At 48.4% G+C, this 22,587-nt stretch carries 16 protein-coding genes; 6 read left to right on the forward strand and 10 right to left on the reverse strand.

All coding sequences use genetic code 11. The features are described 5' to 3' along the window. Positions 1 to 106: 106 nt before the first annotated feature. Together DCW36_RS10995 and DCW36_RS11000 are read right to left on the reverse strand one after the other, a co-directional pair. Positions 107 to 2,644: a GIN domain-containing protein gene (locus DCW36_RS10995; RefSeq protein ID WP_114778659.1), complete on the reverse strand. Its 2,538-nt coding sequence runs from the start codon at positions 2,642 to 2,644 to the stop codon at positions 107 to 109. Between the two features lie 6 nt (positions 2,645 to 2,650). Further along, positions 2,651 to 2,986 (reverse strand): PadR family transcriptional regulator, encoded by a 336-nt coding sequence (locus DCW36_RS11000; protein ID WP_114778660.1) that lies wholly within the window; start codon positions 2,984 to 2,986, stop codon positions 2,651 to 2,653. Positions 2,987 to 3,254: 268 nt separating this feature from the next. On the opposite strand from DCW36_RS11000, the gene DCW36_RS11005 reads away from it, so the two are divergent. Together DCW36_RS11005 and porU2 are read left to right on the forward strand one after the other, a co-directional pair. Continuing rightward, positions 3,255 to 4,352, forward strand: a complete 1,098-nt coding sequence (locus tag DCW36_RS11005) for a putative type IX sorting system protein PorV2 (RefSeq protein WP_114778661.1) — start codon at positions 3,255 to 3,257, stop codon at positions 4,350 to 4,352. 23 nt (positions 4,353 to 4,375) lie between these two features. After that, the gene (gene porU2, locus DCW36_RS11010; protein WP_114778662.1) at positions 4,376 to 9,412 is read left to right on the forward strand and encodes a putative type IX secretion system sortase PorU2; all 5,037 of its coding nucleotides are present in this window, start codon (positions 4,376 to 4,378) and stop codon (positions 9,410 to 9,412) included. A gap of 242 nt (positions 9,413 to 9,654) precedes the next feature. Here porU2 and DCW36_RS11015 read toward each other — a convergent pair whose 3' ends face one another. From DCW36_RS11015 to DCW36_RS11025, 3 genes are read right to left on the reverse strand one after another with little or no spacing between them, the layout of a single operon-like run. Next, positions 9,655 to 10,155, reverse strand: coding sequence for a dihydrofolate reductase (locus DCW36_RS11015; protein WP_114778663.1), 501 nt, complete (start codon positions 10,153 to 10,155; stop codon positions 9,655 to 9,657). 4 nt (positions 10,156 to 10,159) lie between these two features. Continuing rightward, positions 10,160 to 11,092 (reverse strand): methionyl-tRNA formyltransferase, encoded by a 933-nt coding sequence (gene fmt / locus DCW36_RS11020; RefSeq protein ID WP_114778664.1) that lies wholly within the window; start codon positions 11,090 to 11,092, stop codon positions 10,160 to 10,162. A gap of 4 nt (positions 11,093 to 11,096) precedes the next feature. Further along, entirely contained in the window at positions 11,097 to 12,326 is a 1,230-nt protein-coding gene (locus DCW36_RS11025; RefSeq protein WP_114778822.1) for an exo-beta-N-acetylmuramidase NamZ family protein, read from the reverse strand. Positions 12,327 to 12,386: 60 nt separating this feature from the next. Between DCW36_RS11025 and DCW36_RS11030 the strand changes: the two genes are divergently transcribed. Next, positions 12,387 to 13,601: an ABC transporter permease gene (locus tag DCW36_RS11030; protein WP_114778665.1), complete on the forward strand. Its 1,215-nt coding sequence runs from the start codon at positions 12,387 to 12,389 to the stop codon at positions 13,599 to 13,601. Between the two features lie 624 nt (positions 13,602 to 14,225). Here the strand turns inward: DCW36_RS11030 and DCW36_RS11035 are convergent. Continuing rightward, complete coding sequence (locus DCW36_RS11035) at positions 14,226 to 14,780, reverse strand: HNH endonuclease (protein WP_114778666.1); 555 nt, start codon at positions 14,778 to 14,780, stop codon at positions 14,226 to 14,228. A 287-nt stretch (positions 14,781 to 15,067) separates the two neighbouring features. Between DCW36_RS11035 and DCW36_RS11040 the strand changes: the two genes are divergently transcribed. From DCW36_RS11040 to DCW36_RS11050, 3 genes are all read left to right on the forward strand, one after another. Beyond that, positions 15,068 to 16,240 carry a ferredoxin--NADP reductase gene (locus tag DCW36_RS11040; protein WP_114778667.1) on the forward strand — a complete coding sequence of 391 codons (1,173 nt, stop codon included), beginning with the start codon at positions 15,068 to 15,070 and terminating at the stop codon, positions 16,238 to 16,240. A gap of 108 nt (positions 16,241 to 16,348) precedes the next feature. After that, positions 16,349 to 18,076, forward strand: coding sequence for a M3 family oligoendopeptidase (locus tag DCW36_RS11045; protein ID WP_114778668.1), 1,728 nt, complete (start codon positions 16,349 to 16,351; stop codon positions 18,074 to 18,076). Positions 18,077 to 18,288: 212 nt separating this feature from the next. After that, positions 18,289 to 19,089 (forward strand): hypothetical protein, encoded by an 801-nt coding sequence (locus tag DCW36_RS11050; RefSeq protein WP_125185165.1) that lies wholly within the window; start codon positions 18,289 to 18,291, stop codon positions 19,087 to 19,089. Positions 19,090 to 19,186: 97 nt separating this feature from the next. On the opposite strand, the gene paaD is transcribed toward DCW36_RS11050, so the two are convergent. The 4 genes from paaD to paaA form a co-directional block, all read right to left on the reverse strand. Beyond that, positions 19,187 to 19,672, reverse strand: a complete 486-nt coding sequence (paaD, locus tag DCW36_RS11055; protein ID WP_114778670.1) for a 1,2-phenylacetyl-CoA epoxidase subunit PaaD — start codon at positions 19,670 to 19,672, stop codon at positions 19,187 to 19,189. 1 nt (position 19,673) lies between these two features. Next, a complete protein-coding gene (paaC, locus tag DCW36_RS11060) occupies positions 19,674 to 20,432 on the reverse strand; it encodes a 1,2-phenylacetyl-CoA epoxidase subunit PaaC (RefSeq protein ID WP_114778671.1) in 759 nt (252 codons plus the stop codon). After that, positions 20,429 to 21,070 (reverse strand): phenylacetic acid degradation b, encoded by a 642-nt coding sequence (locus tag DCW36_RS11065; protein ID WP_114778672.1) that lies wholly within the window; start codon positions 21,068 to 21,070, stop codon positions 20,429 to 20,431. Before DCW36_RS11065 ends, paaC begins: the two co-directional genes overlap by 4 nt. A 110-nt stretch (positions 21,071 to 21,180) precedes the next feature. Next, positions 21,181 to 22,167, reverse strand: a complete 987-nt coding sequence (paaA, locus tag DCW36_RS11070) for a 1,2-phenylacetyl-CoA epoxidase subunit PaaA (RefSeq protein ID WP_114778673.1) — start codon at positions 22,165 to 22,167, stop codon at positions 21,181 to 21,183. Positions 22,168 to 22,587 lie beyond the last annotated feature (420 nt).

The following is a 22,587-nucleotide window of genomic DNA, read 5'->3' on the forward strand; positions in this document are numbered from 1 at the left end:
GCAGGAGCAGAGGCAATGGTGACAGCTGCAGTAACGTTTTCCGGCGCTTAAAGCCGCTGAAAAACGGTTCTGCACCAGCTACCATAGCCTTAGCGGCACCACCAGGCTACTGCTCATCCCTGTCAACTTTGCTGGCTCCCACTACGTTGGTGGTTACATCAGCCGGATTGCCTTTGTAGCGGATACTGCTTGCGCCTGCGGCTTCTGCCTTCAGCGATCCGGTGGCATAAACAGCTGCTTTGCAGGCACCCATTAACTCTGTTTTTACCGTTGTCGCCTGCAGGTTCGCGGCATCCAGGCTGCTGGCGCCCGCCATTTCCACTTCAAGGTTTTCGGTTCTGCCCGTCATGGTGCTTTCCGATGCTCCGGTCATTTCTACGCTAACAGTGCTGGCCTCCACGTTTATATTTGATTTGATGGCGCCTGTCATCGAAAGGTCAAACTTCGCTGTCCTGATACCGTTTACATCTGCTTTTATGGCTCCGGATAGCTCCAGGGCACGCAGCTCAGGCACCGTCACCCGGATCAGGACCGGGTTCTGCCTGTCAAACAGGTTGCCAATCGTATGACTTGATTTAATTTCCAGTTCATTACCGTCTTTCGAAATGCGGAGTTTCCTGATATCGTCTTTGTCGCCTCGTGCACTAACAGCATAGTTGTCTCCCTGGATGAGCTGCAGGTGGTAAGGCCCGTTGGCGGAAATACGGTTAAAACCGCTGAAGTTGTAGTTTTCCATATGGTCGCCATACGATTCTGCATCCATCAGAACGCTGCCTGCCATGCCTGTTGCTTCGGATTCGGATTGATACACAAATTCAGGTGAGCTGGTTGGGGTGTCGAGGGTGTCGGTGGAACAGGTGAGGCATACAAACTGGCTGCCCTGCATCTGCCAGGTATTGCGCACTATCTTTTCCCTGCTGTAGTTCCCTTCGAAACTGGAGCCGGGTACCAGGTTCACAAAATCCTTCGTGACACGCACTTGCTTGCTCTCCGGCACCAGCAACGTTACATGCACCTCCTGCTTGCGGAAAACGGCTCCGTCCTTAAACTTGTAGGCGTTGTCGAACATCAGGACAGAATCGCGTTGCTCCACCCGGTACGAAACCATTCGGGCATTTTGTTTTGCCTCGTCTTCGGTCCTGCCTTTGGCCTGCAGCTGCTGCCTGATCTCCACAAAACTGTTGGTATGGCCCTGCGGCTCAATGTTTACCCGGCCATATTCCCGGTTCATATCATAAGCATCCAGGATAAGCGTCTGATAGCCCTCCACGGGTAGTTGCTGTGCAAGTTCTACCTCACCCGAACGCCTGAAGTTCTGGCTGAACATGGCAATCGAGGCAATCAGTACAAAAACACTCACCAGCCACACACCAAACATGGACCAGCCCGCAATAGGGCGCAAAAAGAAACGCTTCGCCAGCAAACTGACTGCTAAAATAAAGAGCAGCAGCAGGGGAATAAGCCCTGCAATAAAACCAGAAATGATTCCTGACTCCGGGAAACCGCCCAGGTAAACCGACATAGGAATATCGTTCATCCAGAAGCCGGAATATTCATCAATAACCCCGGTAGCAACCAGCAGGCCAATAAAAAGACCGAATGTAAGTGCTATGGAAACAGCCAGTAACGAAACACCTGCAAAAATTCGGATGAGCGAAATAAGGGCACTGAACAAGGGGCCAAGCACCCTGCCGAACCAGTTAAGCAACTGCGAAAGCAACCGGAGGGGCAGGAGGAGGGCTTTCGCAACAGGGGTTTCCTCGCCGTTCTGGTCTTTAAAACGGAGATTTTCCTTTAGTGTCTGCTCGATACCCGACAAGGTAACGGGGTTGCCCTGCATCTGCATCCGTTCGGTGAGCGTTGATGCCTCGGGTACCGCTATCCAGAACCCGATGTAGATCAGCAGCCCTGTACCACCGAGCAGCACAGAAGCCAGGAACAGGACACGCACAACGGTTACATCCAGCCCGAAATACCTGGCAATTCCGCTCGCCACACCGCCAAGTTTTTTATCTATTGGGTCGCGGAACAGCTTTTTTACGTTTGACTCGGGCAGGCTGTAGTTCACCGGCAGTGCTATCCATAAAATTATGTAAGCTACCAGCACAAAGGCCACCGACAGACCGGCAGTGAATGGCGCCAGTACCACCAGGAACACGAAAAGCAGCCTGATCCAGAGCGGATCAATACTAAAGTAGTTTGCTACTCCGGCAGCCACACCGCTTATTATTCTATTGGAAAAATCGCGGTAAAGTTTTTTAGGACCGGTTGTAGTTTCTGTTTCCGGTGCCTGGTAGCCGGCGGAACTGGTGTTACCCGGATCAGCAGCTTTGCCAGTGGCTGAGGCAGTGTGAAAAGCTGGTTCTTCCACGAACGGCTCTGCCTGCTCAAAATCATTTACATTACCCATCTGGGCAATCAGCTTCTGCACATCCTCCTGGGTAATAACCTGTTTGGCAGGCGAAAGATGCCCGGCAAAAATCTCGGCGATGCGGGCCTCTATGTCGGCAATTATTTCCTCGTGGCCTTCGTAGGTAGAAAAATAGTTTCTGACAGAAGCCAGGTACGTGCTCAGCTGCTCATAGCCATCTTCCTCGATATGGAAAATAATGCCTTGCAAATTGATGCTTATATTCTTTTTCATAGTTGCTTAGCTTTTCTTGTTTTGAATGATGTAATCGGTGGAGGCAACTAGTTCGCTCCAGGTAATCCGGAGTTCATGCAGGAACTCCCTGCCTGTATCGGTAAGGGTGTAATATTTGCGCGGTGGTCCTGCTGTAGACTCTTTCCAGCTATAATCGAGCAGTGAAGCGTTTTTGAGGCGGGTTAACAAAGGGTAAAGCGTGCCCTCTACCACAATCATTTTAGCCGCAGTCAGTTCTTCCAGCATATCCGACGCATATACTTCACCACGAGAGATGATTTCCAGGATACAGAATTCCAGAATTCCCTTCCGCATCTGTACTTGTGTGTTTTCTACTTTCATGATGATTTTTGAGGTTGATGCAAATGTATAATAAGGTACTATGTAAAACAAGGTACTGTATAATAAATGTAACGTAATTTTTTTATGAGCGTTTCTTTAAAAAGACGTTTGTCCCTGAAAATCCCTACTTTTGGTAAAAATAAATGAGCTAAAAATTCAACTATTCAGCATCAAGTGGTGTTAATGCAATAGTTTTCGCTGATATGTGCCTGTATTTTGAGCAATTTTTTAATTTTAAAAACAAATAAAATTTCGATAAACTGTAACTATGAATAAAATTGCCCTTTTTTGTTTAGGTGCAGCGTTGTTTCTAATAGGACTTACTCCCGCCTCTGCACAGGTTTCCACTCCAAAGTATAGCAATGAATTTCTGAACATAGGTATTGGCGCCCGGGCCCTGGGAATGGGCAATGTGCAAGCTGCTATAACAGAGGATGCTATGGCAGGTTACTGGAATCCGGCAGGGTTACTCCGGTTAAAGCAAAAGTATAATGTCGGTCTGATGCACTCCGAGCTTTTTGCCGGCATTGCTAAGAACGATTTCGCCAGCTTTGCCACCCCCCTCGACAGTAGCAGTGCCCTGGCTGTTTCTGTCATCCGGCTTGGGGTAGACGATATTGCGGACACCCGCAGGTTGCAGAATGAGTTTGGGTATATACAGTACGATAGCATCCGCTTCTTCTCGGTAGCCGATTATGCCATGTTGCTTTCCTATGCCCGCAGGAGTAATTTAATAGAAGGATTGCAGCTGGGGGTAAACGCCAAAATTATTTACCGCAACGTTGGTGAGTTTGCCAATGCCTGGGGATTTGGTGTGGATGCTGGTGCACAGTTGCAGCGTGGGACCTGGCAGTTTGGGGTAATGGCCAAAGACATTACGACCACCTTTACCGCCTGGACCCACAATATGGAGGCACTGGAAGATACATATCTGCAAACCGGAAACGCCCTTCCCTCCAACACAGCAGAGCTGACGCTTCCGCGCCTTGTGCTGGGAGTGGGTAAATCGGTCAGGTTCAGTGATAAGTTGAGCGCTTTGGTAGCCACCGACGTGGATTTTACCTTTGATGGCAAACGTAACGTGCTGCTAAAATCTGACGTAGTTTCTGTGGACCCGCACCTGGGTTTGGAGCTGGCGTATGCCAATACTGTTTTTGTTCGGGGAGGCTTTAACAATTATCAGGAAACCAGAAGTTTTAACGGCGATATGACGAAGCGTGTGCAACCTAATTTTGGAGTAGGCTTTAAAACACACGGATTGAATATCGACCTTGCCCTTTCACGTATGAATGATTCAGAGCGTGGCGGCGTTTCCGGGGTTAATTCATCTTCCGTGATTGTATCCTTGGGCTATTCATTTAATTAACCTTGTTTTTATCTTATCAGTCGATGAGTACAAATACCATTATTAAACGTTTACTGTTTGTTTTTTTACTGTTTCAGGGTGGAGTTGCTGCTAACACGGCAAATGCGCAGGCCATCTATGGGAACGAGTGGATAAACTATTCGCAGACATACTATAAACTAAAGGTCGTAAATACGGGCCTCCACCGAATCAGTGCCGGTTACCTGGATAGCCTTGGTTTGTCGGGGGTGAATCCGCAGCACTTCCAGCTGTTCAGGCGTGGTAAAGAAGTATCTATTTATGTTGCAGGCGAGCAGGATGGCCGGCTTGATGCACAAGATTATATTGAGTTCTACGGAGAGCGAAACGATGGTGCACTGGATAGTGAACTATACAAAGATCCTGCACACCAGATGCACCAGTTCTTTAGCTTTTACACTGATACAGCTGCTTATTTTCTGACGTATTCGGCAACAGGGGGTAAACGGATGCGTTTGGAAAATCCTGCGGTTAATGGCAGAACGCCTGAGCCTTATCATTTACAGAAAATAACTTACACACTACCACAAGCCTATTACTATGGTAAATCGTATGGACAGAACCGGATGTCCTGGCTAGATGCTGGGGAGGGATACTTTTCTAATTCTTCCCGGAATCCGAAGAATTACGCTGTTGCTACTTTAACGAATGTTGCAACTAACGGTCCAAAGCCCCAATTAGAGTACGGAATAGGTGCTGTAAATGAAATAACCCATGATTTTGCAGTTAATCTTGTGACGCCAGCCGGTGTTAAACTTCTGAAAAAACATCAGATTAATGGTTCCGGGACTACAAAAGGGGCGGCAGAAATTGAATTTACGGATGTGAATGCGCAAGGTGTGCTTACATTACAAACTCAGCCCGATGCCTATCCTACAACGGAAAACCAGATTGCCTTTTCTTTCAGCCGACTGACATTTCCGCAACGAAGTGTTTTTTCTGGAAACAGTATGTTCTTCTACACAGATTCTACCCGTTCTCCGGAAGTTTACTTTGAATTTGCCAATGCTCCCGCCACAGCCGTTGCTTATGATGTAACCGATCAGGGTAATATTATTAGAAACGAAGGGAATATAACCAATGGTGTAGCCAAAGGTTTTGTGGTGCAGGGGAATACTATCACCAGAAAGTTGCTTTTAGCCAATACCGCAAAACCCTTTAAACCGGTAGGACAGCCCTATAAAGTTAACTTCAGAAATATTGAAGCGGACGCGCATAATTATATCATCATCACAAATAAAAGGCTGATGAAAAAAGTAGCGGGTGCTGCATTAAGCGCACCAGCGGAATATGCAGGCTATAGAGCCTCAGAACAAGGAGGTGGTTTTGATACACTTCTTGTGCATATGGACCAGGTAGTAGATCAGTTTCATTATGGTGAATTTTCCGTCAACGCTATGCGTAGAATGATGAAATTTATGCAGACATCCAGTCGGCCGAAGCATTTGTTTCTTCTAGGAAAAGGCGTAAAGTATGCTTCAAGTATCTATAATGTCATTTATCCTGGCAATTACAGTTACTACCAAATAAATGCCCGTTATCCTAAAGTACATGAAGTGGATCTGGTTCCTACCGGAATTGCCCCGGCTTCTGATATTTTCCTTTCTGCCGATTTTCGTGATTCATCCTATGAACCTCAAATTCCTACCGGCCGACTTTCTGTAACCAAACCAGAAGAGATTATTAGTTACCTGAATAAAATAAAGGAGTATGAAGCTGTACCCGAAGGGCCCGCTTGGAGGAAAAATATCCTGCAGTTAGGGGGCGGTAAAACTCCAACCGAAATCGCTCAGATTTCTTCTTATCTGAAAGGGTATAAGCGCATAGCAGAAGGACCATTTCTGGGAGCCAACGTCATTGAAAAATACAGGCAAAACCTGAGCGAAGTTGTTGAAACTATTGATGTTTCCAAAGAAGTAAATGCCGGCCTTTCTTTGATTACCTTCTTTGGACACAGTTCCCCGGGTTCAACCGATCTGGATATTGGGTATGTGTCCGGAGCATTAAGTAGCTACAGGAATAAAGGAAAGTATCCTATTATGCTCATGAATGGCTGTAACGTTGGTGATATCTTTGTTCCAAATACTACATCCTTTGGAGAAGATTGGTTGAACACAGCTGACCGTGGCGCTGTGGCACTAATTGCACATGCCGAAGCGGGCTATCCCACTTTCCTGAACCTGTATTCTTCCAATTTTTATACAGTGGCATTCCAGGATCCTCTCTTTTATGGCAAAACCTTAGGAGAAATTCAAAAAGAAACAGTAAGGCGGGTGAACAGAACAACCGGAAATGATATAGCCGTTGCCATGGTAACGCAAATGATACTCCAGGGCGATCCAGCTTTGCATCCCTATGCTCCAGCTAAACCTGATTACCTGGTAGAGGGCGGGCAGTTTACTGTACAGGCAACCGATGGAAGTTTGGCGACATCCGGTGCAGAGGCGTTTAATATTATCTTAAATGTCAACAATTTAGGAAAAGTAATTACCGACTCCATAAATGTTTCTGTAAAACGAACGTTGGCTGATAATTCATCCATCGTTACGCAAATGAAGATAAAACCGATTTACAGAAGCGAAAAGTTAGTTCTCACCCTCGATAACAGAGATGTTGCGGCAGAAGGTGTAAACCAATTCGAAATTTTTCTGGATAACACAAATTCTGTAGATGAACTGAATGAGCAGAATAACATTGGCCGCTTTCAGCATTTCTTCCCGGCAAGTGGTTTGTTGGCTATAAATCCAGTAAACTATGGTATTGTGAATACGCAGAAAGTCAACATTTCTGTGCAGGCAACGCAGGCAAACAATACCCGGAAGAACTATTATTTCGAATTGGATACCACCCAGCTGTTCAATAGTAATTTAAAGCAAACAAAAATTGTTACAGATGAAGTGTTGCCCACCTGGGAGGTAACGCTGCCGGATTTAGGTTCAAAATCGGATAGTGCTGTGTATTACTGGCGTGCCCGTTTTCAGGAATATGCAGCCGAAGAAGACACGCTGTGGGCAAGCAGTTCGTTCCGGTTTATCAATAACGGCTCATACGGCTGGTCGCAAAGCCATTATGGTCAGTTTGACAAGGTGCAGACAACTAATATTGAAAAACTGGATCAACAGGAACTGTCCTGGCAGTTCAGTCCTTTTTACTCCAATATTGTGATGAGAACTGCAGGTGGCGATATCCGTTTTACCAGTGATTCTTATGGCTTTTTTGTGAATGAGTATAATGAACTGGGTGCCGTTTGTTCCGCACCGTATGCATCAGCTACTGCCCGGATGTTCTTTATTGTGTTCGATAACATTACCCTGGAAAGAGTAACTTCAATTCCTGGCTTCTCAGGTTGTTCCACAGTACCTCATGTTTTTGAATTTGGTGACATGAACACAGAAGCCAACAGGACAAAGGTTGCAGCTTTTCTGAATGCTGTTCCTGCCGGGTATCATGTGGCAGCTATCAGTGTAAACAAAGTACCGTTCGAAAGTTTTTCGGAAGAACTTAAGACGGCTTTCAGAAATATAGGTTCAGGTTTGATCGGTAATCTGAAAAACGGTTATCCCTTTGCAATTGTAGGAACGAAAGGGGCAGCAGCTGGTAGTGCAAACGAGGCAACTGCTACTGCAGAACCGCAAACGTCGCAGAGTATTATGCTTACAGCACAGTTACAATCCAGAAAGCCTGCCGGTACAATTACCTCTTCTGTAATAGGACCGGCGCAGAGTTGGGGTAGCCTGTTCCATGAAATTAAACTAAATGATGCGGATGATAAATATAAGCTGAGTGTAATCGGGATAAATGCAGCAGGTGAGAAGGAGGTGCTTGTTGATGATGTGCAGGAAAAGCATTTCAGTATTTCCAACATTGATGCAAGCGTATTCCCGAACCTGCAACTATCCGTGTTCCTGAGCGATACTGCAGCGCGTACTGCTCCACAACTGAAGCAATGGCTGGTTACATATGTTGATAACACACCGGAAGGTATCATCAGGCCTGACCTGGTGACTGTAAATGAGCAGATCCTTTCGGAGCAGGCAAAACGCGGAAGCATTACCATTCCGATGGCTTTTCAGAATATTTCTGATTTCGACTTCAAAGATTCCGTTGTAGTGGTAGTGACTTTAACGGGTGATGGCTTACAGAATCCGGTTATCGATAGTTTAAAGATTGAGGCTGTTAAAGCGCGTACAACTGTTAACTTCAGCCATACCATGAATACGGCTACATTAGTAGGTGACTACAACTTGCTGATGTTTGTAAATCCGCGGATACAGGCTGAAAAAAGCTACAGTAACAATGTTTATTCAGTGGCCTTTAATGTAGCGCCAAGGCTGCATCCTACCATGGACATTGCTTTTGATGGTGTCCATATTCTTGATGGTGAACTTGTGTCGCCGAGCCCGCTTATTAGTGTTACGGTGCATGATGAGAATATAGGCGCCTACCTGCAGGACCCTTCTACCATTTCGATGGTGTTGCTGGATGAGCAGGGAAATGAGAGTGTAGTGGATGTGATGAACACGGATAAAGTTCGGTCTTATCCGGCGGATGAAAAAAATGATTTCAGAATGGAGTATCAGTCATCGCCATTAGAAAACGGAAAATATACCCTGGTGGTACGCGCACGCGACGTGGCGGGTCAGGCAACCGGTACTGCACCTTACAAAGTCAACTTTGAGGTGGAAAACGAATCGGCCATATCAAACTTTTACCCGTTCCCGAATCCGTTCTCTACCAAAACCAACTTCATTTTCACGCTGACAGGAAGCACGGTGCCCACTGATTTCAAAATCCAGATTCTGACTGTGACAGGCAAAGTGGTAAAAGAGATTTTGAAAGAGGAGCTTGGACCGATTAAAATTGGTAACAACAAAACAGAATATGCCTGGGATGGTACCGATACCTACGGCGATAAACTGGCAAACGGAGTTTACCTGTACCGGGTAGTGATGGCGCAGCAGGAGGAGGAAATGAAGCACCGGGTTAATTCAGGTGATAAATCCTTCAAAAACGGCTACGGAAAGGTTTATATCCTGAGATAGCAAACGCTAATTGTCCGAACAAAAAAGGAGCACTTTCCCCGGAAGGTGCTCCTTTTTTATGAATCAGGTAAAGCTAAGGCTTCCAGAACCTTTGCTGCTCCAGCCACCACAGCCACTGCTCCTCTATGCCAGAGCTTTTCGTGTTTACTGACTGAATCCCACTGGCTTTTTTAAAGAGTCTATGCTGCAGAGGCTGTGGTGGCTGGAGCAGAGCTGCTAGCCAGCTTGAAAGAGAAGCAGTTCTAAGCCAAGCCGCTGTTTCTTCTTCTGTACGCTTTAAAGGTATAGCTGTACTTGTTCTTCTCGTCCGGTTGGTGGCGCTCTGCTGTTACCTGCTCCCAGGCCTGTTCCGAAATTTCGGGGAAGAACGTGTCGCCGTCGAAAATGGCATGTATCCGGGTGAAGTAGAGGGTGTCGGCCAGGGCCAGTGCCTGCTTGAAAATTTCGGCGCCGCCGATTATGCAAACTTTTTCGTCCTGTTGTTTGGCTACTTTTATAGCTTCTTCAAGCGAATGTGCCACTACACAGCCTTCAGCCTTATAATCGGACTGGCGGGTAATAACGATGGAAGTTCTGCCGGGCAAGGGTTTGCCAATCGACTCAAACGTTTTCCGGCCCATCAGGATGGGGTGGCCCATGGTCAGGTTTTTGAAGTGACGGAGGTCGGCGGGCAGGTGCCAGGGCAGTTGGTTATCTTTGCCGATTACATTGTTTTCGTCGGCGGCTACTACAATTGCGATCATTTGCTTACACGTTAAAAGTATATCCTCTCAGCAGGTCCTGTACCGGCATCCGCTTTTTTCCTTCCATCTGCAGGTCGAGTATGGCCAGGGTGCCTGCGGCAGTCTGCACATGCAGGTATGTTTTGTTATCGGTGAGTAGTTGGCCCGGTTCCAGGTCTGCTGCTCCTGCCTCCACTGCCTCTGCTCTGAAAATTTTAAAAGTCTTACCATTAAACCTGGTCCAGGCGGCGGGGTAGGGGGAGAGGCCTCTGATGAAGTTACGTACCTGTTCGGCCGGTTGGTTCCAGTTTATCTGGCAGGTTTCTTTAAAAATCTTTGGCGCATGTTTGGTGTCGGCGGCAGGTTGCTGCGGTTGCGGGTGTACCTGGTCCTGCTCAATGGCCTGTACGGTTTTCAGCGCCAGCTTTGCTCCCTCTTGCTTCAGCTTTTCGTACATGGTGCCAAAATCGTCCTCTTCCAGTACCAGTACGCGCTCCTGGAATATGAGGTCGCCGGTATCTATTTCGTGCTTCAGAAAAAAGGAAGTGACGCCTGTTTCTTGCTCGCCGTTGATGATCGCCCAGTTTATCGGGGCGGCGCCGCGGTACTGGGGCAGGAGCGATGCGTGGATGTTAAAAGAACCATATTCAGGCATCGCCCACACCACCTCCGGCAGCATCCGGAAGGCTACAATTATCTGGAGGTTAGCCTGGTAGCTGCGCAGTTCATCCAGGAAAGCTTCCGATTTCAGGTTGGTTGGCTGCAGCACCGGTATCTGCTGCGAAACAGCATATTCTTTAACGGGCGACTGCTGCAGTTTCTGACCACGTCCGGCGGGTTTGTCGGGTGCAGTAACGACAGCTACCACCTGGTAATTATTTTCAACAAGTGTTTGCAGGGTAGGCACTGCAAAATCAGGCGTGCCCATAAACACGATGCGTAGTTCTCTGGTTGGCATAGTTTTATTCAAAATCCGGGTATAACAGGTAGTGCTTGCGCATTTTCTTATAATCGGCGAGGGCTGTTTGCCAGCTTGCTCTTATCTCGGACTCGGATTTCCCGGCCTTTATCTGTGCGCGTAAGGTGGACGTACCTGCTAGTTTCTCGAAAAAGTTATTAAAGAATTTTTCCTGGTTGGTAGAGTTTTTATACATTTCCAGCACATAAGCCAACGTAAAGGGTGTAGCTTTGGCAGGCGCAGTCAGGTCGAGGCCATAGCAGGTTACGCCTTTGTAGGGCGGATCCTGGGCGCCGGGCATGCTGACAGGAGTAAAAGAAAAGCTTTTGTGTTTGTAATACGGACTCCCGATTACCTGGAAAGGCGTTTCCGTGCCGCGTCCCACGCTCACGTTCGTGCCCTCGAACAGGCAGAGTGAGGGATAAAGCGTAACAGCCTGCGCATTGGGCAGGTTGGGCGAAGGGCGCACTGGTAAGGTATAGTCGGTTTTGTGGGTGTAGTTGGCAACCGGTATCACCGTCAGCTTGCACTGGCGCTGCCCGTTCAGCCACTTTTCGCCGTTTATCATCCGGGCCAGTTCTCCCACGGTTAGTCCGTGCACGATCGGAATAGGGTGCATACCAACAAAAGAGGCGTGCTCCTTTTCAAGCACAGGGCCATCCACGTAGTGCCCGTTCGGGTTTGGGCGGTCGAGCACCAGCAGCGGTTTGTTGTTTTCGGCACAGGCTTCCATTACATAATGCATCGTGCTGATGTAGGTATAAAAGCGGGCGCCAACATCCTGTATGTCAAAAACGAGAATATCTACGTTCTGTAGCTGCTCCGGCAGCGGTTTTTTGTTTTTGCCGTACAGGGAAATAATGGGCAGACCGGTTTTGGTATCTTTGGCATCTTTTACATGTGCACCAGCATCAGCCTCGCCCCGGAAACCATGTTCGGGAGCAAAGATGGTGGTTACCTGTATGTCGCGGCTCAGCAGCGAGTCTACCAGGTGCGCTTGACCGATAACGGATGTTTGGTTTACGACCAGTCCTACCCGTTTGCCCTGTAGCAGGGGCAGGTAGCGGTGCATTTGCGCGGCGCCGGTGTGCAGTGGCTCTGGTGACGGGTGCTGCAGAACTTCCGACTCCTGAACTTCAGGTGTGGTGCGGGTGCTGTGCGTTGTCTGGCTGGCGGAGCAGTTTCCCAGGCCCAGGAGCAGGGTAATAAATAGTATAGCAAGAGGCTGTATCATCGTAATAGGGTAGAAGTCAAATTTCATACCTATCTTTAAGGCTGTTTAGAAATCTGTTGCGTGAACATATCCAAGTACATATCAGATAAAATTTCCAGGGTAAGATCCGGGTCATTTACCTCGTCGGTCACAAAAATAGCAATTATAAGCATAGCTGCCGGCATTGCGATCATGATTGTGTCGTTTGCGATCCTGGAAGGCTTCCGGAACGAGATCAGGGCCAAGATCTTCAGTTTTGGCGCCCATCTCCAGATAAGCAAATACGACACGAACAATTCCTACGAAGGTGCCCCCATCAGCACCTCCACGGGCATTAACACAACCGACGCGGTGGCCGGTATCGACCATATCCAGCATTTTGCCCGGAAAACGGCTATCATCAAAACGGAAGACGAGGTGCTGGGGGTGGTGCTGAAAGGCGTGGATGAGAATTACAGGCTCGGAGCCATGCAGCAGAACCTCGATTCCGGAAAGCTTATTTCTTTTAACGATACAGCATCGTCGAAAGACGTAATGTTAAGTCGCCGGATAGCAGACAAGCTAAACCTGAAGGTGGGTGATGAAGCCAGGTTTTTCTTTGTCCAGAATCCGCCCAGGGCCAGGAAGTTGAAAGTGTCGGGCATTTTTAACACGGGCCTGGAGGAGTTTGACGAGGTGTTTGTGATAGGTGACCTGCAGCTGATACGGGAGTTGAACAACTGGCCTGATACGCTGGTGGGTGGTGTCGAAATTTTGCTGAAGGATTTTAACCGGATTGACCCGGTGGCAAACCAGGTGTTCGACCAGATGAATTACGATCTGCAACTGGAGAAGATAACGGAACGGCATGCGCAGCTATTCGACTGGCTCAAACTGCTCCGCAAGAACGTGATCATTTTCCTGGTGCTGATCATTTTTGTAGCCACCTTCAACATGATTTCTACCGTCTTCATCATGATCATTGAGCGCATCAACATGATTGGCGTGCTGAAAGCAATTGGTGCCACAGACGGGCAGATACGGCAGATCTTTTACTTTAGAGGCTTAAAGCTGACGCTAAAAGGACTGCTGTGGGGCAACTTGCTCGGAATTGGGTTTTGCCTCATCCAGGACCAGTTCAAGCTGATCCCCCTGGACCCTGAGAACTACTACATGAGCACTGTACCCATTAACTGGAATATTGGAATGATCCTCCTGCTGAATGTGCTCACCCTCTTACTCACCATGCTTTCCATCCTGATTCCGGCCGCCATGGTGTCGCGTATCAAACCGGTAAAAGCGATTAAGTTTGACTGAGAGAAGTTAGAGAGTTTGGGAGTTAGAGAGTTTGGGAGTTAGAAAGGTAGAGAGGTAGAAAGGTAGAAATTTTGGAATTTTTGTAGGGGTTGAAAATCTTCAACCCTTTTTACAAAGAGAGAGATTGTAATGATCAATGTCTGTAGAGACGCAGTGCCCGCGTCTCCTGCACGAACCACAAACTAACCTAATCCTGTTATTCCTTAAATCTTCTTAATCGTGTTCAGACAAACCTAATCCTGAAAATCCTAAAATTCTGTAAATCCTGATTCAGATAAAAAGACAAACATAAAATCACACCCATCATGCCATCCTACCATCAACGGTTCAGACAACCATCAGAGGCAATGGAGGCTGGAGCAGAAAAACTTTTTAGGGTTGAAATGTTCAACCCCTACTCCTAAATTAATTAGCGAAGGCAACGGTAACGCGCAGGTCGGTTTGCGGCAGCTCTTTATCAGCTGCAGAACAATCAAGCCGACCCGATTGCGCGGTGTCTAGGTTCGCTACCAGTATTCTAGTAAAGGCATGCCTGTTCCGCCTCAGTATTACACTCAGGTTGTTCCGATTAACTAAGCTTTTTTACAGCTGTCTGTACCCGTGGGAATGCGGTTTAAAGAAGAACTATTGTACTTCTTCCATGCACTTCGATAAGGTTTTCAGGCTTTTTGTCTTTCCAAAAAGTTCTTCCGACTTCTGGCTGTAAGCTAAGGCTGCTTCCTGCAGGGTGTCGAAAGTACCCAGGTTGATCCGTTGTTTGTTAAAATGAATGATGGCGCGGTATTTCTGAGCCTCTTTATGCACGCCCCGTACCCCCAGCTTATTTTCTGTTTTAGTGGTGTTTCGCACAATTTTGCAAAGCGGCGCCCACTCCAGGTTCTCGAGCCGGCAATCAAGTTTGTTGCCGTTTTTGAAGTGGACATACAGCCTGATGTCGCTTTCCGGCTTATCGAGCTGTTGTTCGCCTATCAGCTTATGCAGGTAAATAGTTTCGTTGCGGTACTTGCCATTTTTAAGCGGCCAGTTTTTCTGGAAGAAGGCGTATCCGTTGGAGTGAATGCGCAGGTGCTTCAGAAATTCTATCTGCTGCAGGTACGCATTGTTTTGAATATACTCGTAGGTGACATCATCAACAACTACGGTTTTATCACAGTTTTTTAGGGTTAATTTATATAGCATCAGTAATAAGTGTTTTCAAGCTTAGAAAAAGATTATGTAGGGGTCAAAATGAGTTACTAACCGATATTTTGCGATTCTTTTAAAAAAAGGAGCTAAAAATTTCAGTTTTGTCAATATCGTGTCAACCTGTTGCCATTGACTCCGGAATGTACGTAAGATTATATAAAAGTGTTAATTTTTACTGGAAATTGCTAAAGGAATTTTCACTTTATTTTTATTGTAACTTTAAGCCTGAAATAAAGTTTCAGTGCTCTATTAAAATTAACAGGAAATTTTTTACATAAAAAATGCAAAGCCCTTACCTGAAGCTGCACGTGGTGGAAGTAACACACGAAACCTCCGACACTGTCACACTTCATCTTGAACACCCTGAAAAAAAGTCCATCGCTTATAAACCCGGTCAGTTCCTGACGCTGATTCTGCCCATCAATGGCAAATCCGAGCGCCGTTCCTATTCGCTTTGCAGCACACCACACGAAGCGCCACGGCTTTCCGTCACGATCAAACGCGTGCCGGGCGGTTTGGTATCTAACTACGTGCCTGACCATATAACGGTGGGGCAGGAACTGGAAGTATTGGAGCCGATGGGTAATTTTAACATTACCACCAATCCTGCCGCGCAACGGCACATCCTGCTCTTTGGGGCAGGCAGTGGCATTACGCCGCTCATGGCTATCCTGAAGGCGGTACTGCTGGAGGAGCCTCTGAGCAAAGTGACCTTGTTGTATGGCAACCGCCACGAAGAGGCTGTTATTTTTAAAGATAAGTTGCAGCAGCTACAGCAGACATACCCGGAGCGGCTGCAGGTGGAGTACATTTACAGCCAGCCAAAATCGGAGTGCGTGCACTGTGCGCACCTGCCAAAAAAGAAAAACGGCGTATCGGGATTTTTTGCCAAACTGACGGGCGCTGCTGCACAAAACAAGTGTGAGCACCATGGCCGCATGAACCAGAGCATGGTCATTAAAATTCTGGAAAGACTGGAACTGACGAAGCCGGAGAATGCGCTTTACTTTGTTTGCGGTCCGCAGGGGATGATGGAGGAGGTGCAGAAAGCGCTGCGTGTGCTGCAGGTGCCGGCAGAGCGGGTGCTGCGCGAGAGTTTTGTGAGCACAAAAACCGGAACTGCGCAGCAGGAGGAAACGCACGGGCAGGTAATGGCTGCCGGAGACGACGGTAAAATCAGGACCCAAACGGTTACCCTTATTTATGAAGGCGCGGAATATAAGGTGGAGGTACCGCCCGACCAGACCATCCTGGAAGCGGGGCTGGCGCAGGATATCGACTTGCCGTACTCCTGCCAGGCGGGTCTTTGTACCGCCTGCCGTGGCAAGTGCCTGAGCGGCAAAGTCCACCTCGATGAGCGCGAAGGCTTATCCGATACAGAACTGGATGAAGGCTATGTGCTCAATTGTGTCGGCCATCCGCTGACCAACGATGTAATTATCGAAATTAAGTAACAAAACCTGAAAAAATCGGGTTAATGGAGCTATAGCTGTAAAGTTATAGCTCCTCTTTTTTTATACTTTCAGAAGAAGTGCTTATATTCCACTTTCAAGATATAGACTATGAATATAGAACCTACTGTAGACATTCCGAAGCGAAAACCTCGCTTATACCTTTCCGAAGACTTTAAAGTTGATACCTGGGAAACGATAAAGCCTTACTTCGAAGAACTGAAAACCCGGGAGATCAACTCGGTTAAAGAACTGGAAAAATGGATGCTGGACCGGAGCGAGCTGGAAAGTGTGCTGTCGGAAGACCTGGGCTGGCGCTACATCCGGATGACCTGCGATACGCAGAACGAGGAGGTAACCAAAGCGTTTCAGTACTTCATTATGGAAATAGAGCCGCACATTGCCCCTTACGACCATGAACTAAACCTGAAGCTGATGCACTCGCCTTACGTGAACGGGCTGGACCAGGAGCGGTACCGGATTTACCTGCGTGGCGTAAACAAAGCGCTGGAGATTTTCAGGGAGCAGAACATCCCACTCAACACCGAGATCAGTACCAAGCAGCAGCTGTATGCCGCCGTTACAGGCGCCATGACCGTGACGTTGGATGGGGAAGAACTGACGCTGCAACGCGCTGCCGACCGCCTGAAAAGGAACGACCGGAAAGTGCGGGAAGAAGCCTGGCGCGCCATTCAGGACCGCCGCATAAAGGACCGCCAGCGCCTCGACGATCTCTTTGACGAACTGCGGCGGCTGCGCAACCAGGTAGCCCGGAATGCCGACTTTGAAAATTACCGCGATTACATGTTTGCCGCCCTCGGCCGCTTCGACTACACGCCTCAGGACTGCTTCGATTTTCATGAATCGGTGCGTAACCTGATTGTGCCCCTGATGACAAAGCTCGACCGCGACCGAAAAGAAAAACTGCGTCTGGACACGCTCCGCCCCTGGGACCTGGATGTAGACCCAACCGGGAAAGCGCCGCTGGAGCCGTTTAAATCGGGAGAGGAGCTGCTGGAGAAAACGGTGCAGGTATTTTACAAACTCGATACCTTCCTGGGCGACTGCCTGGCCACCATGCGCGCCATGGGCCACCTCGACCTGGAATCCCGGAAAGGAAAAGCGCCCGGTGGTTACAATTACCCGCTGGATGAGATCGGGGTACCTTTTATTTTCATGAACGCCACCTCCAGCCTGCGCGACGTGATCACGATGCTGCACGAAGGCGGCCACGCCGTACACTCCATCCTGACCCGCGACCTGCGTCTTAATGCCTTTAAACATCCGCCTTCAGAGGTAGCCGAACTGGCGTCGATGTCGATGGAGCTGATTTCGATGGATTACTGGGATATTTTCTTCGAGGATGCCGATGAGTTGCGCCGCGCCAAAAAGACGCACCTCGAGAGTGTGCTGCAGACTTTCCCGTGGGTAGCTACCGTGGATAAGTTCCAGCACTGGATTTACGAGCACCCGGAGCATACGCAGGAAGAGCGGCACCAGGCCTGGGTGACAGTATTTGAGCAGTTTAATCACCAGGAAGTAAGCTGGGAGGGGCTGGAGCAATACAAGCCATTCATCTGGCAGAAGCAGCTGCACATTTTCGAGGTGCCGTTCTATTACATCGAATATGCCATGGCCCAACTCGGTGCCATTGCAGTCTGGAAGAGCTACAAAGAAAATCCGCAGCGGGGGCTGGAGGCGTACAAGCGGGCGCTCAGCTTAGGCTATACCGTTTCGATAGGAGAGGTGTACGAAGCCGCCGGCATCAAATTCGACTTCAGTACCGACTATATCCGCAGCCTGGCAGAGTTCGTACAGGCCGAGATGGCGCAGCTGTAAAATTTATTCCAGTTGTAAAATTTATTATTGTAGAGATAGCAGCCCCTGTAGCTTCTGTTGCAGGGGCTTTTTTTATCTGCCTGTGGTGCAGTGGGAATGGTGGCAGGTGTAGTAGATTTATTTTACTTTTAAATACTTTTTAATATTAAAATAAGTAAATTATTTTGACGTTAGTTAAAACAAATAAGCGTGATAATTAAATCTGTAAAGCTATGAAAACAGGAACACCAGGAGTAACCGGATTTATTTTAAGATGCTCCTACTGCTTATTTTTGATGTTATTAGTTCCATTTGTGTTACAGGCACAGGACGAAGGACTGTCGGCGGATCAGGAAAGAACTTCTTTAATAAAGTCAGACAGGCTTGGCGCTTTCGTAAGCTTGGGAGTAAATACCCTTCAAATGGATGCTTTTAATGAGCGGCTGAATAGCTTACAAGTGGGGTCGTTTGACCAAGATCTGTTCGCAGCAGCTTTTGGCCTTTCCATAGCCAACCATCTTGGCGATGAAATTTCGCTGGACTTTCACTGGGCTGGTACAGCCACTTATAAGCGTGACACCTATCTTGCCCTGAATACCTTTTCTTTGGGGGGTACGATTTATAAAGTGCTGTTCCGATACAAACGTTTCGATCTGGATTTACTGGCGGGATATCGAATGACTGATATGAATTTTGAATACAATGATGGAAGAACGAAAGCTAACAGTTTTAATTCGCTTTTTGACAATCAATTTCAGGACTCGAAAGTCATTAACATGCGAACCCAGGAAAACCATGGTGCTGTGTTAGGAGGAAGGTTCTTGTATGAACTAGGGAGAAAAGAAAGTGTAAAACCAGGAAAGTTCAGAATCGGGTTGGAGTCAGGTTACAACTTCTATATCAAAACCAATCCCTGGCAGGAAATAGGAAGTACCAACTTTGTTTCTGATATGCCAGAGCTAAAGCCGGAAAATTTCTTTCTTCAGTTAACATTATCGTTTCTTTATAAACCATGTAAGGGAACAGTGATGTAAGCTGGCTTTCCTGCAAAATCAGGTTTAGAAGTTCTGCTGCCCCTGCCACCATTCCCTCTGCTGCTGGTTTTGCGATCTTGTATTTCTGCTGCAGCTCCTACAGCGGCTTAAACTGCTCGAACATTTGGCGGCAGTCGTTGCAGTAGTGGAGGGAGCGGCAGAGGGTGGGGCCGAAGGGGGAGCGCATGGTGGTGTTGGTGCTGTGGCAGTTGGGGCAGGTGGCGTAGTCCAGGATGTCCAGGTCGAGGATCAGGTCGTATTTGGGTGGGGGCGCCAGGCCGTATTCCTGCAGCGCTTTGCGCCCGCGTTCGGATATTTTGTTGCTGTCCCAGGGCTTGTCGAACGACATTTTGACGGTGTGGCTGCGGATGCCGTGCCGCTCCAGGCTTTGCTCTACCTCCTGTTTCATGTATTCCATGGCCGGGCAGCCCGAAAAAGTAGGCGTCATCTGCACCGTTACATGCCCCGCCTCGGTAATGTCCACATCCGTAATCACGCCCAAATCTACCAGCGACAGCACCGGTATTTCAGGGTCTTTTACTTCCTGCAGCAGCTCCAGTATTTCATCTTTGGTGTAAGCCATTTTACCACTCAGCGCCCGGGTCGCATTTAAAGACTTCAGACATCTCGTCGATCAACGCCTGCAAATGGGGGGTATGGGTGCCATAGCGGCCACCCAGGACAGGCGCAGTGGTGTCGGGGTCCGGTAGCTGGAGGTCGGTTTTTGCCAGCACGTTTTTAATGCGCTTCAGCCACTCCGTTTTAATCGCTTCTTCACCGGAATAAATGCCGTCGGCGATCAGTTCTGCCTCATATTTTGACTGTTCGAACATACCCAGTGCGTAAGGCAGCAGCTCGTTTAGGGAAGACTGCAGGCGAAGGATGGCTTCTTCGGTGGAGCTGCCGAGGTTGGTAAGCCAGGTGTTGGCATGCAGCACGTGGTATTTTATCTCCCCCTTCAGCTTGGTGGCAACTTTGGCCACGGGTGTGTAGCTGGACTGGCTGAGCGACTCAAATCGAATAATTTCGGCATTGTCGTAGAGGAAGTGGCGGATCAGGCTGAAGTCGTATTCGCCGTTGGGCAATTCAACCAGCTGGCTGTTGTGGAATTCGGTTGCAGGTCGGGTAAAGGCCAGCGTATCCGGGTCTTGCTCACCCAGCTCCTCATGCAGCAGGGTGTAAAAGGCGAGGCTGTGGCCGATTTTGTCCTGCGCCATCGACGAAAAAGCAATGTCCTCTTCCAGGATGGGGCCGAGCCCGGTCCATTCGGAGTTGCGGTGGCCCAGCACCAGCTGGTCGTCTGCCAGTTTAAAGAGCAGGTCTTTCAGGGCCGGCGCGTTCATATTTTAGACCTCCGTCGCTGCTGTTCTTTCTTAAACCGCTTAATTCGTTCCATCACACGGTAAGCGCCGGCTTCGCGGTATTTCTTTTCGGCAGTTGTTACCCACATGTCTTTGTCTTCTTCTGCCGACTGCAGTATATTTTTCGATTTGATGATCCACACATTTACCACCGGTGTCAGGTGACTGAACTTGTTTTTGGCGAGTTCATAGGCTTCTTCGTAGGAAGTGGCACCCACCCGCCCCACGTGCGTGTGCGCCTTTCCGCGCTTTTGCTGGTGGAATACCTCGTAAGGCTCCAGGGGACGCGTTACCCCTTCCGGCTTGTCAATATCAAATGAGTCGTAGATGGAGGCTTCGTCGCTGGCATAAGGCGTCAGCTTCACGTGGGCCGTCTGCACGATCCAGATGCCCGTGCAGGAAGAGCGGCGGCTGTACTGTTCTTTCGCAAACAGAAAAGCTACATCCGGGTTTGGGGCATGTACCGCCCCGGCAAAGGTAAACGGAGCGCCTTCTTTTTTCTGGATAAACGCTTCATAAGTGGCAAACTGGTCTAAAACGGATTTAGGCGCCATGGGTGTCATGGTACTGGCTGGTATGTTCAGCCTGTTTACACGCGGATCAAGCGATTGCAAGTTCATAATTTTTTCCTTTCAAGTATTTTCCCTACTGCTGCAGAACCAGTGGCACCGGCAGCCCAACAGATGCTATTACACTTTCAATTTCCATGGCGTCAGTTTGGTTAACTGTATTATGCCAGCGGTCGCACATACCGTGCTTTCGGATTCAGCAGCGCTTGCCTTACCCAGGCCCCACGCTCTTCGGCTCTGCGGCGTACCGCCAGCCGTTCTGCATTGCAGGGACCATCGCCATTAATTACGCGGGTAAACTCTTCCCAGTCCGGCTCGGTGTACACCCATTTGCCGGTGGCTTCGTCTTTTCTTAATTTGTCATCGGGGATGGTAAGTCCCAACTCCCAGATTTTGGGCACATACATGTCAAGAAACTGCTGGCGGCACTCGTCGTTCGAGGCGATTTTTACTTTCCAGCGCATGAGGGTTTCGGTATGCACACTAACATTATCCGGCGGACCGAAAAAGCTCATGATGGGGCCCCACCAGCGGTTAATTGCCTCCTGTGCCATCTTGCGCTGCACCTCCGTGCCGGTAGCCAGGTACACCATGGAGTCGTGGCCATACTTGAGGTGGAAGGCCTCTTCGGTACAGATACGCTCCAGGGCACGGCAGTACGGGCCATACGATCCTTTGGAATTGGCTACCTGGTTTACAATAGCCCCGGCATCAATAAGCCAGGAGATGGTGCAGGCATCGGCCCAGGTATAAGTGGGGTAGTTAAATACGTTCGAGTACTTCGACTTCCCGTTGATGAGGTCAGTGAGCATCTGCTCCCTGGATTTGCCAAGCGTTTCGGCTGCGCTGTAGAGCAACTGGGCATGGCCCACCTCGTCCTGCACCTTCGCCATGAGGGCCAGCTTTCGCCGGAAACCCGGGGCACGGGTTATCCAGGAGCCTTCGGGCAGTGCGCCGATTATTTCAGAGTGCGCATGCTGCTCGATCATCCGGATAAGCTGAACACGGTAGAGGTTCGGCATCCAGTCGTCGGGTTCAATTTTCTCGCCGCGGGCAATGCGTGCCTCAAACTCCGCTAATTTAACAGGATCTTCCGCCTGCAAATCATCGAAAACAGTTGCTTCAAATATGTTTCCTCCTCCATACATAGCCGTTCATGCTGTAAAGCACCATTTGTTAGTACAACCAGGGCCGCCCGGTAGAAGAATAACCGGGCAGCGCTGCCAGTTAGAATTTTGTAGCGTTAAAATATATAGTAGATGTAGTAATCCTTTTCTAATCAGCCTGTTGCACAATTTGGATGTGCCGGCTATGGTTTGTTATGACTGTAATTCTCTCCTGACTTACCGGAAAAACAACTAGCCATAACTGTTGTAAAGAGTTGAGTTTGTAAATATACACAAACTAACGTTAGTTAGCAACAGCTTTCTTTATAAACGTTAAAAAAAATTGATAAGTTTTTCTGAATATCTCGTTAATAAAGTAAAAGGGAGCTAGCAGAGGGAGTTGCCGGAGCAGTTCCGGGTAAAATTCTGCCTTCTGTTGTTTTAACAGCAACTACTGGTGTG

It is taken from the genome of Botryobacter ruber (assembly GCF_003347595.2).
Classification (GTDB): Bacteria; Bacteroidota; Bacteroidia; order Cytophagales; family Hymenobacteraceae; genus Pontibacter; species Pontibacter ruber_A.

Excerpts from the sequence above, each read along its gene's own strand:
- DCW36_RS10995 (WP_114778659.1), bottom strand. The coding sequence starts at position 2,644 with ATGAAAAAGAATATAAGCATCAATTTGCAAGGCATTATTTTCCATATC.
- DCW36_RS11000 (WP_114778660.1), bottom strand. The coding sequence starts at position 2,986 with ATGAAAGTAGAAAACACACAAGTACAGATGCGGAAGGGAATTCTGGAA.
- DCW36_RS11005 (WP_114778661.1), top strand. The coding sequence starts at position 3,255 with ATGAATAAAATTGCCCTTTTTTGTTTAGGTGCAGCGTTGTTTCTAATA.
- porU2 (WP_114778662.1), top strand. The coding sequence starts at position 4,376 with ATGAGTACAAATACCATTATTAAACGTTTACTGTTTGTTTTTTTACTG.
- DCW36_RS11015 (WP_114778663.1), bottom strand. The coding sequence starts at position 10,155 with ATGATCGCAATTGTAGTAGCCGCCGACGAAAACAATGTAATCGGCAAA.
- fmt (WP_114778664.1), bottom strand. The coding sequence starts at position 11,092 with ATGCCAACCAGAGAACTACGCATCGTGTTTATGGGCACGCCTGATTTT.
- DCW36_RS11025 (WP_114778822.1), bottom strand. The coding sequence starts at position 12,326 with ATGATACAGCCTCTTGCTATACTATTTATTACCCTGCTCCTGGGCCTG.
- DCW36_RS11035 (WP_114778666.1), bottom strand. The coding sequence starts at position 14,780 with ATGCTATATAAATTAACCCTAAAAAACTGTGATAAAACCGTAGTTGTT.
- DCW36_RS11040 (WP_114778667.1), top strand. The coding sequence starts at position 15,068 with ATGCAAAGCCCTTACCTGAAGCTGCACGTGGTGGAAGTAACACACGAA.
- DCW36_RS11045 (WP_114778668.1), top strand. The coding sequence starts at position 16,349 with ATGAATATAGAACCTACTGTAGACATTCCGAAGCGAAAACCTCGCTTA.
- DCW36_RS11050 (WP_125185165.1), top strand. The coding sequence starts at position 18,289 with ATGAAAACAGGAACACCAGGAGTAACCGGATTTATTTTAAGATGCTCC.
- paaD (WP_114778670.1), bottom strand. The coding sequence starts at position 19,672 with ATGGCTTACACCAAAGATGAAATACTGGAGCTGCTGCAGGAAGTAAAA.
- paaC (WP_114778671.1), bottom strand. The coding sequence starts at position 20,432 with ATGAACGCGCCGGCCCTGAAAGACCTGCTCTTTAAACTGGCAGACGAC.
- DCW36_RS11065 (WP_114778672.1), bottom strand. The coding sequence starts at position 21,070 with ATGAACTTGCAATCGCTTGATCCGCGTGTAAACAGGCTGAACATACCA.
- paaA (WP_114778673.1), bottom strand. The coding sequence starts at position 22,167 with ATGTATGGAGGAGGAAACATATTTGAAGCAACTGTTTTCGATGATTTG.